We start from the raw sequence: 17,596 nt of genomic DNA, 5'->3' as shown, positions 1-17,596 counted from the left end.
CCTGTTTACTCCTTTAAACATAGGCGGCTATCAGCAAATCATTTGCTGTTATTTACAGCGTTCAGCCCTCCCATCTGATCCAGCAATTGATAAACCAACACCACCTCATCCTGATCATTCAGGACTTGCTGGGTCTGCATATCGAATAGGGTTTGTTCTGCGGTGAGTTCATCAAAGGTGGTCTTGGTACCAACTTCCTGTTCTTTTTTGATGTATTGCAAGGCCACTGTGGCAGACTGAACTGCTTCCTGAATCGCCAGCCTATTTTGTCGGATGGCTTCAAGCTGGGCATAGCTGGTCTGAATGTCCTGCTGCAAATTTTGTTTAAGGGTTTGTGCCTTTTGCTTTGCCAGATCAACATCAGTTAACGCTTTTAAGCGATTGGCGCGATTTAACCCATCATCAAACAGTGGAATTTTCAGTTGCGCACTGACCGAGTAATTTTCACTTTTGCTGTTTAGGGTTTCGAGCTGATCCTGCACACCCGCCCGACTATTCAGCATCAACATCGGTTTAAGTTCTAATTTGCTGAGTCGATACTGTTGCTGTGCGGCCTGTTGTTCATACTGCGCCTGTCGTAATAGGGGATGTTGTTCTAATTGCCTCAAAGCGGTTTCAACATTGGCTGGAATGGTGGGTAAGTTGGCAATTTGTTTTAAGTCCTGTGCCACTTGACCCGTCACTAGATTAAACTGGGTCTGCGCTATTTTAAGGTTGGACTGTACGCTGACCACATCGGCAATGCCTTGTGCATATTGTGCCTGTACCTGCGCCAAATCAGCTCGGGTAATCATGCCGACCTTAAAACGTCGTTCCGCTTCATAAAGAGATTGTTTCAGGTTGGCGCGCATCTGAATTTTCAGGTCCAGCAAGGCCTGCTGTTTTAACACATTACAATAGACTTTTACCGTTTGCAGTATCGTGTCAGAACTTTGACCAGACACAGCCTGTTCACGAGCAGCCAGTTGCATTTTGGCAGCATTGACACCTGTAGGGTAACGCCCAAAGGTGTATAGCGGATAGTCAAATTGCAGCTCCGCACCATGAAAATTTCTGGAACCCTCGGTCGGTACATACACGCCTTGCGGTGTCACCACCTTTTCATGCCCATATTGTCCCACCAGATTGACGTTAAGGCCATATTGCTGTTTGGCCTGTTGCAACATCGCCTGACTCTGTGCAACATTCAACCGACTCAGCCTTAACTGGCTTTCATGCACCAATGCTGCATCAACCGCCTGATCCAGTGTCAGGGCAAAACTTGTAGGCGCAATGCTTAAACTGCCGATTAAAAAGAGGAGCTTGAACTTGAGCTTAGTCATTCAACGATCTCCCTATTTCTAGCAGCCTGAAAACGCTGTAGGCTGGCAAAACTGACTTTTTTTAATGGCTCTGGCTTGATATTGCCCTCAATCATGCCATCCCGCATCACCAGTTGCTTATAGGCTTCCCAGCCATTGTCAGCCTCACAGCATTGCGGTGGGGCGAGCTGTCCCAAATCCCGCGCCAGTTCATAGTGAAAGCTCTGTCTTAATAACAGCTCAAGCTGGGCAGCAAGTTGCGCCATTTGATTTAGATTAAATTGTCCCTCAATCAAGGCACAGTAAAACGGTTTTTCAGGTTGTTCGGTTTCAATTGCCAACAATGAAATAGTCTGGAGCTGTTTTTCAGCAAACATGGCAATCACTTGCTGCGCAATCTCAGGTGACAATTTTTCACCGACCAGATCGATCCCAAAACGTCGTCCCTGAAATTCAAAACAGGGCACTTGCCCAAAAAGGCTGGTCACTTTCAGGCAATCATCCAGACAGTAACGCAACAAGCCATTGCCACTGCTCAAAATCGGGCTGACCACATCCCCGATTTGCAACTGCCATGAGGGAATAATCTGCCCGACCTTTTCACCTGCCAGATATTCAAACTCATAAAAATGGCTGTGATAGGCAAGCGGATACATGCCCTCATAAGGAATGGTCACCACCCCCTCAGTCGCCCATAACCCCTTCCCCTCAAACTGGGCAAAGGGCAGGGTTGCCTGTAAATGTTGCGCCCATTTTTTGGAACCCGCGGTATCCCAACTGGACACGAAACTGAGCTTTTCCCATAATAGGGCAATATCAGATGCAGCAGCCTGCTGCCACTGTTGTAAGGCTTGAGCACGTTGTGGCGCATAGGGTGCCATCACTGCCTGTAATGACGCCTGACGCTCTCCCCATTGTCCATGTGCCAGCACCTGCGCAATTTCTTCCGCATACTGTTGAAGTTGATCGAGTAATTGCAGGGCAAAGGTTGGACTCCACACTGAAATCATGCTCAAGTCTCGCTCTGCCACCAGATAACATAGGGTGGCAAACATGGCATCCTCAGCATGCGCAGCAAAGGCAATTTCACTCGGTACTGCCTGCGTAAACTTGGCTAAAATCCGTTTACCAATGCCCAATAACGCACTGTCATCATTCAGGTTGTCATCCTTTAAGATTTCCCGCTGGCTTTCAGGCAGCCATGACACTGACCAGTAATGCTTACCCTGTGCCAGTTGTGGACAGCGCCGATACATACTTGACAGCCACGGCGCAATCGCATGATCCAGCTCATCCAGAAAAGCCTGCGTATAGGGAATAAACTTGATCTGTTCACTGGAACCACTAGTGGGCTGATAACGTATCAGTTTACTGCTAGATAAAGGCTGCTGCTGAGTTCGCCACTGTTGAATGGGAGCTTTCCAGTCAGCATAGCGTGTTGGCTGGAATTGCCGACAAAATCCCTCATAATCAGTAACGTTATGCTGTTTTGCCAGACTGGACTGTGCCAATACCTGTGCCAGCCGTTGACGCTGCACCGCTTCAAGCTGATTGTTCTGTTGCTTAAAACGCTGGTCTGCGCCACGACAAAACCATTGCAACATCAAGTGAGCGGTTGAACTCAACCATTCAATCCCCATCAGCATCCACCCTGTTTATTGCACAGCCTTGCCTCTAGTTTTCCCTTGCTGATCGGCTTACTGAAAAAGCGCAACGGATAACGCATGATGTCACCCCAGCCCAGATAGCCTATACAAGGCAACTCTGTCCCTTGCTCCCAAGTTGGATTCATTTTGGCAAAATAATCAATCTTCGGATTATCCAGACGCATTTTGGCAGTAATCGGTGCCACCTCACCTTTAAGCGGTTGGTAGTCCTCACCAAAATTCAGCAAATGACTCATTTCATTATAATATTTAGGGAAAAACTTCTTGCAGTAATATTCCAGTACAGGCGCAAGCTGCTGATGCTTACCCTCAACATTTGGATAATACACATAGTAATTATTTGCCATGAGCAAATAGGTTTTATAGCCTTTAGAAATCAGCAGCCAGTAAAACTCATCACGTGGATACTGAAAGCGGAGACGCATCACTAGCTTAACAAAGGTCGCCTGCAAGGCACGGTTGCCCCAGAATTCACGTTTCACTACGGTATCACCACTAAACAGAAAGGTATAACGCTGATGCCCAAATTCAAATTGGTGAATCGCCATGGTAGAAAAACCCACGATTTGCTCAGTCTTAGGATGAAAAATCAGGATCGCCCCATGCTTATTACTAAAGTCATCTAAAAATAGCGGAAAATTGGTATTGTCATAATATTGCGCATAAATTGCATACATTTCTTGGAGTTGCTGCATACTAATTTTGCGACGTTCCAGATATTTTCCAAAAGGTTCCTGCTTCACCTGTGGCTTTTTCATTTTCGCCTTAACTAACTTCATCACCATGACATTTCATCCCTAAAATAATTTACATTTCACCTTTTCAATCAGCCTAATCAACTATGGCTGATTTAAACTTTCTCAATTTCAATTCACTAAATTGACATTTTGCGTGAGCGATCCATCCATAGTGTTAACAAGGCTGCACCCAACATCAGCAGCGACAACAGCTTTAACAGGTCATTAAAACTGGCGGTCAACGCCTGATAGTGCACATCCCGATAAATGCTGCTGATCGCCAGTTGTTGCGCCTGTTCGCCCAGTTCGGCATATTGCGCAGTCAGTTGATCCAGACGCTCCATAAACACAGCATTGGCAGGCGTAAGCACACTATTTAGTTCAGTGACATGCCATGCGGTCAGCCAGTCCAGTGATGAGTTAATCAACGCCAGACCCACCGCACCACCAATGTTGCGCATCACGTTATAAATCCCGCTGGCATCGGCAATCTTATGCATAGGCAGGGTGCCCATCGCCAGATGTGACACCACAATCAGGCAAATCATCAGACCAATCCCACGATAAATCTGTGGCCAAAACATAAAGTCGTAGTCACTGTGAATGGTTAAATGCGCATTCAGCCATACTCCAAAAGCTGCCAACAACATGCCAACAAACACCGTTTTACGGGTATCAAAATTCGGAATCAGCCAAGCCAAAAGTGGAGCAAAACAGAACATGACAATGCCCGTCACCATCATGATATGACCAATCTGGCTGCTGTTCATTTCCCGAACCTGTCCCAGAAATACAGGGATCATATAGCCCAGACCATACAAAGCCATGCCAATCACAAAGGTGATGATGGCACTTAGGGTAAAGTTCTTATTTTTAAAGACACTCAAATCCAGCAGGGGATTCGGCGAGGTAAAACTACGGTAAAAGAAAATCATCGCACCTGTGATACAGGTAATAAATGCCGTCCGTACTGCTACATCGGCAAACCAGTCATGGCGAGCGCCCTCATCCAGAAAATATTCCAGTCCACCCAGAAACATCGCCATACCGATCAAACTCAACCAGTCCAGTTGCTTGATCATGCCATGTTGCGGCTGGTCAATCGCCTGATTGCTATACACAATGGTGGCGATCAAGATGCCTGGAATGATATTGATCAGAAACATCCAGTGCCATGAAAAATGCGTGGTCAAATAGCCACCAATGGTCGGGCCAATCGCAGGGCCCAGCGTACTGACCATGCCAAACAGCACTAATGGAATCGCCCGTTTATGATCTGGAAACAACAGGTATAAGGCGGTCATGGAGGTGGGAATCATGCCACCACCTGTAAAGCCCTGAATGGCCCGAAACACCAGTAAACTTTCCAGATTCCACGCCAGTGCGCACAATAGCGAACTGAGGGTAAAACCGACCGCACACAGGGTGTAATAAACCCGTGTTGATAAAATCCGTGCCACAATACTGGACATGGGAATGGCAATAATTTCCGCAATTAGGTAAGTCGTTTGTACCCAAGTCACTTCATAGCGACTGGCACTCATCCCTGCCTGAATTTCATTCAGCGAACTGGCTACAATCTGGATATCCAGAATCGCCATAAAATTGCCAAAAATCATGGCAGTGAAAATAACCCATGCGGTTTTGGGAGAAAATTTCCAGTCCTGTGCAGCCATATCCATTATCCCTGATCTAGCTAATTAACTACGTAGATCAACTTGGGCCACCACCGATAAACCTGGCTTGACTAACTCCAGTTGAGGATGCGGCTGAATCGCAATGCGCACAGGAATGCGCTGCACCACCTTGTTGAAATTTCCTGTGGCATTGTCAGGCGGCATCAGGGAAAAGGTGGCGCCCGAAGCAGGCGCAAAGCTTTCAATCTCACCCTGAAAAGTCAGGCTCGGATAAGCGTCCAGCGTCAATTCTACCCGCTGCCCAATCCGCATTTTCTCAATCTGGGTCTCCTTAAAGTTGGCTTCCACATAGACGCTGTGGTCTGGAATAATTGCCATTAAACGGGTCTGTGGTGAGACACGCGAACCGAGACGTACTGCAATGTTGCCGACTTTTCCAGAAACTGGGGCGACCACCTGTGAAGAACTCACATCAATCTGGTTAAATTTTGCTGAAGCTTTGGCACTGTTCAGGTCGGCCTGCATCTGCATACGGGCAGCCTTGACACTTTCAGTCTGTGCCTGTGATGCGTAAACCACAGCCACTGCATGCTGATATTGCGCCTTTGCCGACTGAACCGCAGCTAGGGTATTTTGATAATTGGCCTGTGCACTTAGATACTGGGCACGAATAGATTCAAATTTTTGTTGGGTAATTACTCTATCATTCAATAACTGCTGATAACGGACATGCTCAGCCTGTAACCGATCCAGTTCAGCCTTGCTGGTTTCCACAGATGACTGCGCCTGAGTAATGCTGGCCTGAGCAGCATCAACTGAAGACTGGGCCTGAAAAACACCTGCCTCTGCCGCTTTTTCATTCTGGTTCTGTACCGCAAAACTGGCTTGTTTAGCCGCAACCATCGCCTGTGACTGCTCATAACGGGCCTGCAAATCCCGATTGTCCAGCACCGCCAGCAACTGACCCTGTTTCACGGTTTGATTGTCCCTAACCTGTAATTCAGTCACGGCACCTGAGACACGGGGCACAATCCAGGTCAGGTCAGCCTTGACATAGGCGTTATCCGTACTCTGGTAGTAGCGATACACCAGCATGTAATAGCCCAGACTCACCAGCAAACCGATCAATAAAATCCCAAAAACCAGCCATGCGACTTTTTTTCGGTGATGAAAATCTGGCTCCTCCACCACAACTGGGGAAAGCTCATCCATGATAAAAATCCTTTATTCCTTCAACGCATTTCTCTGCCAGACATTGCTCAGTTCAAATTAAAGATATAGTGAATGGGGAGGGCAATCTTGCTTTGCCAGACCTTAAAGGTGATATATAGAAAGCGATTCATTCACCATAAATACGGAACAGATGTATAACAATCATCATTAAGACAATTTTAGGAAATCAAGACAATGATAATTGCTGGAGAAAAATTGATACTTTATAGAGTACCAAACCGCAAAATTTCTTATAATTTTTTGTGTTTCAGGGAAATAATCAAAAATACCTGATCAATTCATATGGCCGAAATTTTTTATGTTCCACGTGAAACGTTTTATTTGAATCTCAAATAACTTTCTTATTCCATCTCCATTTTGGTAATAAATTGACAATAAATATCACACCATTTTGACAGATAAATATAAAACCAGAATAAGGTGGATCATCGCATTAAATTTTGGAATAATTCCGCCACAACCGATCATTGCGTCATATCCAGACTCACAATGATGCTTAAAATTCGTTTTGATAAAGCCTATTTTCAAGGAAGCTCATTTTAGAGAAACAGGGAGATGTTTTTTGCACAATGAGATTCAAGCCCAGATCACCTGATTATTTTTAATTTTATCCAGTTTAGGTATAGCAATGTACAACGCGGAACTACTAGAAGAAGCCAAAACCTTTATGTTTCACATGCTCACCAAGGTGGTGGAGTATGGAGGCTCGGATTTATTCATTACGGCGGACTTTCCCCCAAGCATTAAATTGCAGGGACTCATGCGTCCTTTGGGACAACAGGCCCTAACAGCGGAAAAAACCAGGTTGTTTGCCTATAGCCTAATGAATGAAAAGCAGCGGCAGGAATTTGAAAATGAATGGGAATGTAATTTTGCCATCAATGTTCCCAACGTTTCACGCTTCCGTGTCAATGTGTTTAAGCAGCAACTCCAGACAGGAATGGTGATTCGAACCATCACTTCCGAAATTCCAACGTTTCAAAAGCTGAAACTTCCAGAATCACTGAAGAACGTCATGCTGGAAAAGCGTGGCCTGGTCTTGGTGGTGGGAAGTACAGGCTCAGGAAAATCAACCTCCTTGGCTGCAATGATTGACCATCGTAATGAAAACTCGGCAGGGCATATCATTACCGTTGAAGACCCAGTGGAATATGTGCACAAGCATAAAAAATCGATGGTGACCCACCGTGAAGTTGGGGTTGATTGCCATACATGGCATCACGCCTTAAAAAATACCTTACGACAAGCGCCTGACGTGATCCTGATTGGCGAAATCCGTGATACTGAAACCATGGAGCATGCGATTGCCTTTGCCGAAACAGGGCATCTCTGCCTAGGCACGCTACATGCCAACAATGCCAATCAGGCCCTTGACCGTATTATCAACTTCTTCCCTGAAGAACGCCGCAACCAACTGCTGATGGATTTATCATCCAACATGAAAGCTATTATTTCCCAGCGTTTGGTACGCACCCAGGATGGTAAAGGCCGCCGTGCAGCGGTAGAAATTCTACTCAACACCCCCTTGATTGCCGAAAATATACTCAAAGGCCACTTCCATAACCTGAAAGAGATTATGACCAAATCCCGCGAACTGGGTATGCAAACATTCGATCAGGCGCTGTTTGATTTATACAATGAGGGAGATATCAGCTACGATGAGGCATTGCGCAATGCCGATTCCGTGAATGAATTGCGTCTACAGATTAAGTTAAAAGGCAATCGCCCTGAAACCTCAGTTGTCATGACACCCCTGAATATGGTGAAAGAAGAAACTGAACAACAAGAGCCTTAAAAATAAAACAGCTTAGATAAGCATGATTTATCTAAGCTGTTCATTGTTAATTCTGGCTATATTATAAAAAATAATAATCGTTATTTAATACCCATCATGTGATTATAGGTCTTATTTATATAGATTCATATATTTTCAGGAATCAACCGTAAATCTATCTTTAAAATTTTCCCACGAACGAGAAATCTTATTTTTAAAGTGCTTCATCTTTTTAATGAGAGTCATGTCTTTATTTGGTTGCTGTTTTAACTGCTCCTGTAATCTATCTTCTTTTTCACGCAGTTCAGCAATTCTCTTCTCTTTTGCCTGCTGTTCCTGTTGTAATTTATCCGCCACTGTTTGCCCCGTACCCTGGCAAGGCTTTGACTGATATATGATTGAGCCCTTTTCCCTACATTTATATACTTCTGTGATCGCATATGAGGAATTCATCAACACTCCTCCAATCACAACAAAAGCAAAGCTATTTAGTAGATATGACATAATATTCTTTAATAATAAACTTCTAAACTTTTAATAGATTAACAAAATGTTACTCTACCGTGATGAAATCGAATAAATTATATATCAACTAAAATATGTTTAAATAAAAAATATATAAAACAATTAAGTCGATATAGCTTAATGCCTAGAACAGCTTTAATTGCTAAATGAATAAAAATATAGGTTCAAATTACTTTCCAATACAGAATGAACCAAAAATCTTACCCAAAAGATCATCGGCACTAAAGTCACCTGTGATTTCTCCCAAGGCATTTTGTGCCAGACGCAATGATTCTGCGACCAATTCACCTGCGTTAAACACCACAAGCTGCTCACGTGCCTCTGCAAGATAGTGCTGAGTACGCTTCATTGCGTCTAAATGACGTGTTCTGGCAATAAAGGTATCTTCCTCAGGCTGGAAGCCCGCATGCGCTGTAATCGCATCTATAAGCGCCTGAACGCCCATATCTTGCTTGGCTGAAACGCTGATGTGACGAAAACCCTGATAATCTGTCATTTCCGCCTGCTGACCTGTTAAATCACATTTATTGCCAATCAACAGCAAGCGTTTTGGTTCAAGATGATCAGCAAAATATTCATGTGCCAGCTGTAACGGTTCATCGCCTTGGTTCAAGTCATACACCAACAGCAATAAATCTGCCTGTTCAATCTCCTTAATCGCGCGACGAATGCCTTCCTGTTCCACAATATCGCCCGTTTCACGCAAGCCTGCAGTATCGGTTAAGGTAATTGGCAAACCGTTCAAACTGATCTTTTCATGCAATACATCGCGGGTCGTTCCCGCAATATCGGTCACAATGGCACGTTCGTGGCCCGCCAGCGCGTTTAACAGACTTGATTTTCCCGCATTAGGCTTACCCGCGATGACCACCTGCAAACCTTCACGTAATAGCTGTCCCTGGCGTGCGGATTGCTGCACTGCCTTGACCGAGTCCTGCACATCATCCAACAAAGCCAAAATCTTACCGTCAGCAAGGAAATCAATTTCTTCTTCTGGAAAATCAATTGCAGCTTCAACATGCAAACGCAAGTGAATCAGCTTTTCTAAAACCGTATTAATTTTGGTTGAAAAAGCACCTTGCAATGAACGAACTGCTGAACGGGCTGCGGCCTGTGAGGTGGCATCAATCAAGTCAGCAATCGCTTCCGCCTGCACCAGATCCATTTTGCCATTTTCAAAGGCACGCATGGAGAACTCGCCTGCCTTTGCTGCTGTCGCCCCCAAATCAAGTAAACGTGCCAACAGGGCATTCTGAATGACTGGGCCGCCATGTCCCTGCAACTCCACAACATCTTCACCCGTAAAGGAATGTGGGTTCGGAAAGCATAATACAATGCCTTCATCCATCACCGAGCCATCGGCATCACAAAACTGACGAAAACCTGCCATGCGTGCCACAGGAAGCTTTTTCTGGGTCAGTTGCTCTGCAATCGCATAGGCTTTCGGCCCAGAGAGCCGAATCACCCCCACACCACCACGACCTAATGGGGTAGCAATCGCAGCAATTGTGGTTTGATGTTGCATGTTGAATTCACCTAAAAAACGAAAGGTTTGCTTGATTCAAACCTGAAATACAGACAAATAAAAATCCGCCTAAGATTACCATCTTAAGCGGATTTATTCAGTAAAAGTTCGAATTTAAGCGCTCGGCTCAACCTTGTTGAGACGGTCCTTTTCTACACCTTTATTAATAAACCATTGTTGCAAAATGGTAATACTGTTGTTGACGATCCAGTAAAGTACCAAGCCCGCAGGGAAGAACAACATGAATACCGTAAACATGATTGGCATGATACGGAATACTTTTGCCTGCATCGGATCAGTTGGTTGTGGGTTCAACATTTGCTGAACGAACATGGTCACACCCATGATCAACGGCAAGATAAACCATGGATCCATTGCTGATAAGTCTTGAATCCAGCCTAACCAAGGTGCATGACGCAGTTCAACCGATTCCATCAATACCCAGTACAGGGCCAGGAAAATTGGCATTTGCAATAGCAATGGCAAGCAACCAGACAGAGGGTTAACCTGTTCACGCTTGTAGAGCGCCATCATTTCCTGAGAGAAACGCATGCGGTCTTCACCAAATTCTTCTTTCATGCGTTGCATTTCTGGTGCAATCACACGCATTTTCGCCATCGAACGATAACTTTTTGAAGAAAGTGGCCATAAAATCAATTTCACCAAGATCGTCAACAAAATAATTGACCAGCCCCAGTTACCGATGATGTTATGGAAGAACTGTAAGCCCAAGAACAATAATTTAGCAATTGGCCATAACCAGCCATAATCAACAGTCTGGTTTAAACCATCCGCCAAATCCTTAAGTTCAGACTGAATTTTTGGACCAGAATACAGTTTCGCATCCACTTCCATTGAGGTACCCGCAGGTACATTGATCACTGGAGAGGTGAAGCCCATGATATTCATGCCATCAGCTGACTGGCGTGACTCCAGCTTAGCGTTGTATGGCTGACCATCGGCCTGGGTCAGTTTTAGGTTTCCAGGAATCCAGGCACTGACAAAGTAGTGCTGAACCATGGCAACCCAGCCACCCTTGGCCTCAATATTCAGTTTTTCATCATTAAAATTACTGAATTTTAACTTGTTGTAATGCTCATTTGGTGTACCCCAGGCACCGCCAAGATAAGTTCCCAAAGTGAAGATACCCTGAGAGGATTTACCTGGATCATCAGAATTGTCACGCTTTAACTGACCAAACATTTGGCCTTGCCAGTTTTGCTGGCTACGGTTAATGACCTGATGTTTTACCGTAATTGGATAATCACCCTGTGTGAAAGTGAACGACTTGATCACTTCCACACCTTCTGGTGTTTTAAAGACCAATGGCACCGTCAACACCTGATGGGTCTTGCCATCTTTGGACACGACACTTTTTGCATCAGCCAAGGTATACGCTGTTTTTTCAACATCATACATTGGGCGTCCGCTACGGCTGCTATCTGGTCCATTTAAACCAATTAAACCCGATTGAGCGACATAAGTACGTTTCGCGTCACTTTCCAGCATAACGAACGGTTTTTCACTGTCCTTGCTTTCATCATGGCTTAACAGTTCAACACGAACGATATCACCACCTTTTGGGTTGATCCAAAGATGATAAAGATCTGTTTGAACTGAAATCAGTTGCTGACTCACAGAACTATGTTCTGTGGTTTGTGATGCAGTCACATTTGCTTGTGGCAGGTCTGAAGCCGCGGTTGCATTTTGAGCATTTGGCAAATCTGCTGACACATCATGCGCACTGACCACCGCCGCTGGTTGTTGCGGTGCTGGTGCAGCATGACCATAGTCTTTTTGCCAAGCCAAAATAAGCAAATATGCGGTAACAAACATGGCTCCAAGAATTGCAAATCTGGCCCATTGTTGCATATCTATTATCCCAAATGGTTAGAGAGATTTTGCTTGAATAAACGATCACGAAAGGGTACAGCAACGTGATGCTTTTGAGAATCTATTTGATGAAACGAAATAAAACGAAGTGATTTGCGCGGTACGGGATCATAGCCTGAACTACCCCAGGGATGACAACGGCAAATCCGCTGAGTCGACAGCCATACGCCCTTGACCGCACCATGTGTCTGCAATGCTTCAATCGCATACTGTGAGCATGTGGGAATATAGCGACAACGAGGACCTAATAATGGACTTATTGCAATTTGGTAACATCTGATCAACCAATGCAGTAAACGTACCATTGGCGGTCTCTAATTCTGGAGGGGTGTCACAACGACTTTGGAATGCTTCTTGGCTAAGCGTTGTAATTTTTGCCAGGCAAAATCCAATTGTTGATATAATTCTTGATTGGTAATTGCCTCTATGCCCACCTTTGGCATCACCACAATATCGATATCAGCATTAAATTGTGCCTGATGTACACGGAAGCTCTCCCGAGCAAGACGTTTTACCCGATTTCTTTCATGAGCACGACGCACCTTTTTTTTGGCAATAACAATACCCAAACGGCTTTTTGGCTGTTCGGTTAATTTTGCTAAAAAAAGGAAATGGGGCTGATGCACTTTAAAAAGCGCACCATCAAACACACTTTTATAATCTGCAGCACAGCGAATACGGGATTCAGTGCCGAAACTGTAAAGTGACATCACCCAAGTCTGGTCAGCTTAACAGTATTAAACGGTTAAGCTATGACGACCTTTTGCACGACGACGAGCTAAAACCTGACGACCTGCTTTAGTAGCCATACGAGCGCGGAAACCATGAACGCGTTTACGCTTTAATTCAGATGGTTGGAAAGTACGTTTCATTTCGAAACTCCAAAATGATCTTTCTATAAAGGTCCGCGATTTTATTGTGCAATGTTTACGCTGTCAATGAAAAATCGAAAACTTTACATTTTGTTTGTTCTGTTTTGAAGCAATAAACCTACATGCAATTACATGCTTTTATTGAAAACAAAAAATATACACAAGCTATCTATTTAAATTATATCGGTATTCGTTTATATTCACAGCTTACAAACAATCTTATCAACAACCTACTTCCCAATTTAAATTTAATTCTTGGATTTTGAATTTAAATTTCGATATGCTCAGTTATCCACAATTCAGGTAAACCTTATAAGTAAATTCAAATTTTAAAATTTAAATTTATTCTTATTAGTGTGGATTTATTCTGTGGAAAGTGATGTTTTTTTATGGATAAACATAACTTTATGCTGTGGATAAACATGTTTTTATCATTTTTATAGTTTGTGGATAACTTTGAGATTAAAACTATCCACAGTTTGTGCAGAAAGTTATACACATGCAGTTTTGAATTTAAATTTATAAACGAATGCTGTCTTTTTCAGCGAAAGTCCCATAAATTGTCCTGACAGATGTGGATAACTTGGTTAGAATGGCGACCCCTTTGAAAGATGAGGGTAGCGGGTTTTATTTTTGAATTTAAAATGGATAGATAGGGGATGCACATGCTCTGGACAGACTGCTTAACTCGCTTGCGACAAGAGCTCTCTGATAACGTCTTTGCGATGTGGATTCGTCCCTTGGTTGCTGAAGAAGTGGATGGGGTAATGCGTTTATATGCACCCAACCCTTATTGGACACGCTATATTCAAGACAATCATCTGGAACTCATTTCAATTTTGGCGGAACAGTTGTCTGAAGGGCGGGTTCGTCAGGTTGAGATATTGGTTGATTCCCGTCCTGGTACCATTTTGTCTTCCAGTGAGCAGCCAGCAACCACGACTGCCGCTTTAAATACCCAGATCACTCCAACACGTATCAAGAAAGAACCTGATTTGGTCCAGCCAAGTCAAAATACTGCGAAAATATCAAAGAAAAGACAGCTCAACCCGCAATTCACTTTTTCATTGTTTGTGGAAGGACGTTCCAACCAGATGGCTGCGGAAACCTGCCGCAAGGTTTTGACCCAGCTTGGTGCGTCTCAGCACAACCCTTTATTTTTATATGGTCCAACAGGCCTGGGGAAAACCCACTTGATGCAAGCAGTGGGTAATGCACTTTTGCAAGCCAAGCCAAATGCCCGTGTGATGTATATGACCTCGGAAAGTTTTGTACAGGACTTTGTCAGTTCACTACAAAAAGGTAAGGTTGAAGAATTTAAGAAAAATTGTCGTTCTTTAGATTTGTTGTTGGTGGATGATATTCATTTACTCGCAGGAAAAGAAGCCAGTCTTGTTGAATTCTTCTATACATTCAATGCTTTATTGGATGAATCTAAACAAATTATTTTAACGTCAGACCGTTACCCAAAAGAACTCACGGAACTGGATCCGCGTTTGGTGTCCCGTTTTTCATGGGGATTGTCGGTTGGGGTTGAACCACCTGATATTGAAACCCGTATCGAAATTTTGTTGAAAAAAGCTGAAAACAGTGCTGTCGATTTACCCCGCAACTGTGCCCTGTTTATTGCCCAACAAGTGGTTGCCAACGTACGTGAGCTTGAGGGGGCACTGAATAAGGTGGTGGCCATTTCCCGTTTCAAGGGGACAGCCATTGATCTGGATGTGGTGCGTGAGTCCTTGAAGGATGTGTTGGCAATTCGTGCCCGTACCATCAGTGTGGAAAACATTCAGCGTGTGGTCAGTGAATATTTCCGTATTCCACTCAAGGAACTGGTGGGGCCAAAACGTACCCGTATCTATGCACGCCCACGCCAGCTGGCAATGGGGCTGGCGCGTGAACTGACAGGGGATAGTTTTCCAGAGATTGGCATGGCATTTGGGGGACGTGACCACAGTACCGTAATGCATGCCTGTGAAAAAGTGGCTAGCCTGCGTGAGGAAGACCCAATTTTTAATGAAGACTATAAAAACCTGCTGCGTCTTTTACAAAGTTAATTCATTTTTCAGAGTTGCAAACTGCTTTTAAGTGCAGCATAGTACACTGCTAACATTCATATCGGCTTCTGTTGTAAGAGGAATAAATCGTGCGTTTGAAAATCGCTAAAGAAAGTTTACTCAATGTTTTATCGCATGTGGTGGGAGCGGTTGAACGTCGTCACACCTTGAATATTCTTTCCAATGTCAAAATTCAAACCACTCAACAGGCTTTAACCATTACAGGTTCTGATCTGGAAGTTGAACTGGTGGCAAGCACTACGCTGGCTGAGGGCGCCTGTTTACAGGCGGGCGAAACCACTGTTCCAGCACGTAAACTGGTCGAAATTTGTAAATCCCTCCCTGCGGCAGCCTTGATTGACCTGCAAATTACTGAAGACCAGCGCTGTATCTTAAAGTCGGGCAATAGCCGCTTTGTTCTGGGTACGCTTCCTGCCGAGGATTATCCATTACTGACGACTGAAAATAGTCAGGGTACACAGGTGCAGGTCACACAGCGTGAATTAAAAAGATTGTTTGAAAAAACCTCTTTCGCCATGGCGGTTCAGGATGTTCGTTTCTATCTGACGGGTACATTGTTGGAAATTGATCAAAATCAATTGCGTACAGTCACAACTGATGGACATCGTTTGGCATTGTGTGAAGTGTCGGCTTCATCGACAGCATCCGCATCGATTCAAGCCATTGTTCCACGCAAGGCGGTTGGTGAATTACAGCGTTTACTCAGCATTGAGGATGAGCAGCTAATCTTGTTGATTGGTCGTGAACTGTTGAACGTCACCATCAATACACCAAGCCGTGATAAGGAGCAGGGCGATATTACCGTTCGTTTTACCACCAAGCTGATTGATGGCAAGTTCCCAGATTATCGCCGTGTGATTCCACGGGGTGGTGATAAGCATGTGCTGATTGCCCATGATGTGTTTAAACAGTCACTACAACGCGTGGCGATTCTGAGTAATGAGAAGTTGCGTGGGGTTTTCCTGAATTTCAGTCAGGATACCTTACAGTTGCGTGCCAATAACCCTGAGCAGGATGAGGCCAGTGAAGATCTGGTCATTCAATATCAGGATGCGCCGCTGGAAATGTCATTTAATGCACAATATATCCTGGATGTCCTGAGTGTGCTGGATGGTGATGATGTAAAAATGAGTATGACCGAAGCCAATCAGTCGGTGCTGGTGCAAGACCCAGCCCATCCAGACCAAACCTATGTGGTAATGCCGATGCGGGTTTAATTGCCATTGATGGTTTGAGTTTTAAAACATGCAAATCACGCGTTTGAACATTGAGCGTGTACGTAATTTAAAGGCGGTTGTACTTAGCGAGTTGCAACCGTTTAATATTTTTTACGGGGCGAATGGTTCTGGAAAGACTTCAGTTCTGGAAGCCATTCATTTATTGGCGACAGGCCGATCATTCCGTACCCATATACCGAAACATTACATTCAGTACAATGCAGAAGATGCGCTTGTTTTTGCCCAATCCGCCAGTGAACGGATTGGCATGCAAAAGCTGGCTTCTGGTGAGCAGTTGATCAAGGTCAATGGTGATACCATTGCCACGCAGGGGCAGTTGGCAAAACTGCTGCCTTTGCAGCATATTGACCCACAAAGTACCGATATCATTGATCATGGGGCTAAACCAAGGCGGCAACTGCTGGACTGGTTGATGTTCCACGTGGAACCTGAGTTCTATTTTGCCTGGCAATATTATTCACGTGCATTAAAGCAGCGGAACAGCCTGCTCAAGTCACGACGTAACTTGACCTTGGCTGATTTGGAACCCTGGAACAAGATGCTGAGTGACTATGGTGAAATTCTGCATTCACAACGGGTCAGTATTGTGGAGCAATGGAACCATTTTTTTCAGGAAGATTTAAAACAGTTGTTGCCTGATCTGGAGATTGTGCTGGAATACAATCCAGGCTTTCATACCGAGCAGGGACTGCTACAGGATTTGGTGCAGCAACATCAAAAAGATCTGGAACGGCGCTATACCGAGTATGGTCCACACCGCGCCGACCTGCGTTTAAAAGCGGGTGGCGATGCCCTGCGTAGTGATGCTGCGGATGTGTTGTCCCGTGGGCAAAAAAAGTTGTTAATCATGGCATTAAAACTGTCACAAATTGCAATGCTGCATGCGAGCAACAAGGAAACTGTGGTATTATTGGATGATCTGACAGCAGAGTTGGATGTAGCCGCACAACAGCGTTTAATTGAGCGACTGAGTCAGCTGGGAAGTCAGGTTTTTATGACCACCTTGGACCATGCGTCGGTATTAAAACACTTACATGATTTGTCGATTCCTTTTCAATTATTCCATGTTGTTCACGGTCAAGTCAGTCTTGCTGCACCATAATTTTATTTTCTCAT

Annotated in this window: 15 protein-coding genes; 4 read left to right on the top strand and 11 right to left on the bottom strand. The window is 44.5% G+C overall.

Annotation, left to right across the window (positions count from 1 at the left end; genetic code table 11):
• Positions 1-38 precede the first annotated feature (38 nt).
• The 5 genes from N5J47_RS15575 to N5J47_RS15555 all read right to left on the bottom strand — a co-directional run bounded on the left by N5J47_RS15575 (position 39) and on the right by N5J47_RS15555 (position 6,554).
• A complete protein-coding gene (locus N5J47_RS15575; protein ID WP_279960792.1) occupies positions 39-1,322 on the bottom strand; it encodes a TolC family protein in 1,284 nt (427 codons plus the stop codon).
• Entirely contained in the window at positions 1,319-2,944 is a 1,626-nt protein-coding gene (locus N5J47_RS15570; protein WP_279960821.1) for a GH3 auxin-responsive promoter family protein, read from the bottom strand. The genes N5J47_RS15575 and N5J47_RS15570 overlap by 4 nt, the downstream gene beginning before the upstream one ends.
• Positions 2,941-3,747, bottom strand: a complete 807-nt coding sequence (locus N5J47_RS15565; RefSeq protein ID WP_279960820.1) for a hypothetical protein — start codon at positions 3,745-3,747, stop codon at positions 2,941-2,943. Before N5J47_RS15565 ends, N5J47_RS15570 begins: the two co-directional genes overlap by 4 nt.
• Positions 3,748-3,842: 95 nt before the next feature.
• Positions 3,843-5,387: a DHA2 family efflux MFS transporter permease subunit gene (locus tag N5J47_RS15560; protein WP_279960791.1), complete on the bottom strand. Its 1,545-nt coding sequence runs from the start codon at positions 5,385-5,387 to the stop codon at positions 3,843-3,845.
• 18 nt (positions 5,388-5,405) lie between these two features.
• Positions 5,406-6,554 carry an HlyD family secretion protein gene (locus N5J47_RS15555; protein WP_279960790.1) on the bottom strand — a complete coding sequence of 383 codons (1,149 nt, stop codon included), beginning with the start codon at positions 6,552-6,554 and terminating at the stop codon, positions 5,406-5,408.
• 649 nt (positions 6,555-7,203) lie between these two features.
• On the opposite strand from N5J47_RS15555, the gene N5J47_RS15550 reads away from it, so the two are divergent.
• Positions 7,204-8,370 carry a PilT/PilU family type 4a pilus ATPase gene (locus N5J47_RS15550; RefSeq protein ID WP_267982127.1) on the top strand — a complete coding sequence of 389 codons (1,167 nt, stop codon included), beginning with the start codon at positions 7,204-7,206 and terminating at the stop codon, positions 8,368-8,370.
• A 135-nt stretch (positions 8,371-8,505) separates the two neighbouring features.
• Here the strand turns inward: N5J47_RS15550 and N5J47_RS15545 are convergent, their stop codons facing one another.
• The 6 genes from N5J47_RS15545 to rpmH form a co-directional block, all read right to left on the bottom strand.
• A complete protein-coding gene (locus N5J47_RS15545; protein WP_279962415.1) occupies positions 8,506-8,802 on the bottom strand; it encodes a hypothetical protein in 297 nt (98 codons plus the stop codon).
• 241 nt (positions 8,803-9,043) lie between these two features.
• Positions 9,044-10,399 (bottom strand): tRNA uridine-5-carboxymethylaminomethyl(34) synthesis GTPase MnmE, encoded by a 1,356-nt coding sequence (gene mnmE, locus N5J47_RS15540; protein ID WP_279960788.1) that lies wholly within the window; start codon positions 10,397-10,399, stop codon positions 9,044-9,046.
• Between the two features lie 114 nt (positions 10,400-10,513).
• Positions 10,514-12,271: a membrane protein insertase YidC gene (gene yidC, locus N5J47_RS15535; RefSeq protein ID WP_279960787.1), complete on the bottom strand. Its 1,758-nt coding sequence runs from the start codon at positions 12,269-12,271 to the stop codon at positions 10,514-10,516.
• A gap of 5 nt (positions 12,272-12,276) precedes the next feature.
• Complete coding sequence (yidD, locus tag N5J47_RS15530; RefSeq protein ID WP_279960786.1) at positions 12,277-12,597, bottom strand: membrane protein insertion efficiency factor YidD; 321 nt, start codon at positions 12,595-12,597, stop codon at positions 12,277-12,279.
• Between the two features lie 9 nt (positions 12,598-12,606).
• Positions 12,607-13,002 carry a ribonuclease P protein component gene (rnpA, locus tag N5J47_RS15525; RefSeq protein ID WP_279960785.1) on the bottom strand — a complete coding sequence of 132 codons (396 nt, stop codon included), beginning with the start codon at positions 13,000-13,002 and terminating at the stop codon, positions 12,607-12,609.
• Positions 13,003-13,029: 27 nt separating this feature from the next.
• Positions 13,030-13,164 (bottom strand): 50S ribosomal protein L34, encoded by a 135-nt coding sequence (rpmH, locus tag N5J47_RS15520; protein WP_000831329.1) that lies wholly within the window; start codon positions 13,162-13,164, stop codon positions 13,030-13,032.
• 665 nt (positions 13,165-13,829) lie between these two features.
• Between rpmH and dnaA the strand changes: the two genes are divergently transcribed.
• The 3 genes from dnaA (at position 13,830) to recF (ending at position 17,582) form a co-directional block, all read left to right on the top strand.
• On the top strand, positions 13,830-15,221 hold the full coding sequence (gene dnaA, locus N5J47_RS15515; protein WP_279960784.1) for a chromosomal replication initiator protein DnaA: 1,392 nt from the start codon (positions 13,830-13,832) through the stop codon (positions 15,219-15,221).
• Between the two features lie 89 nt (positions 15,222-15,310).
• Positions 15,311-16,459: a DNA polymerase III subunit beta gene (gene dnaN, locus N5J47_RS15510; protein WP_279960783.1), complete on the top strand. Its 1,149-nt coding sequence runs from the start codon at positions 15,311-15,313 to the stop codon at positions 16,457-16,459.
• A gap of 28 nt (positions 16,460-16,487) precedes the next feature.
• Positions 16,488-17,582, top strand: coding sequence for a DNA replication/repair protein RecF (gene recF, locus N5J47_RS15505; protein ID WP_279960782.1), 1,095 nt, complete (start codon positions 16,488-16,490; stop codon positions 17,580-17,582).
• Positions 17,583-17,596 lie beyond the last annotated feature (14 nt).

Origin of the sequence: Acinetobacter sp. GD03645 (assembly GCF_029845285.1) — a bacterium.
GTDB lineage: Bacteria > Pseudomonadota > Gammaproteobacteria > Pseudomonadales > Moraxellaceae > Acinetobacter > Acinetobacter corruptisaponis.
The sequence above is the reverse complement of the archived record's forward strand: the minus strand, read 5'-3'. Positions and strand labels throughout refer to the sequence as shown.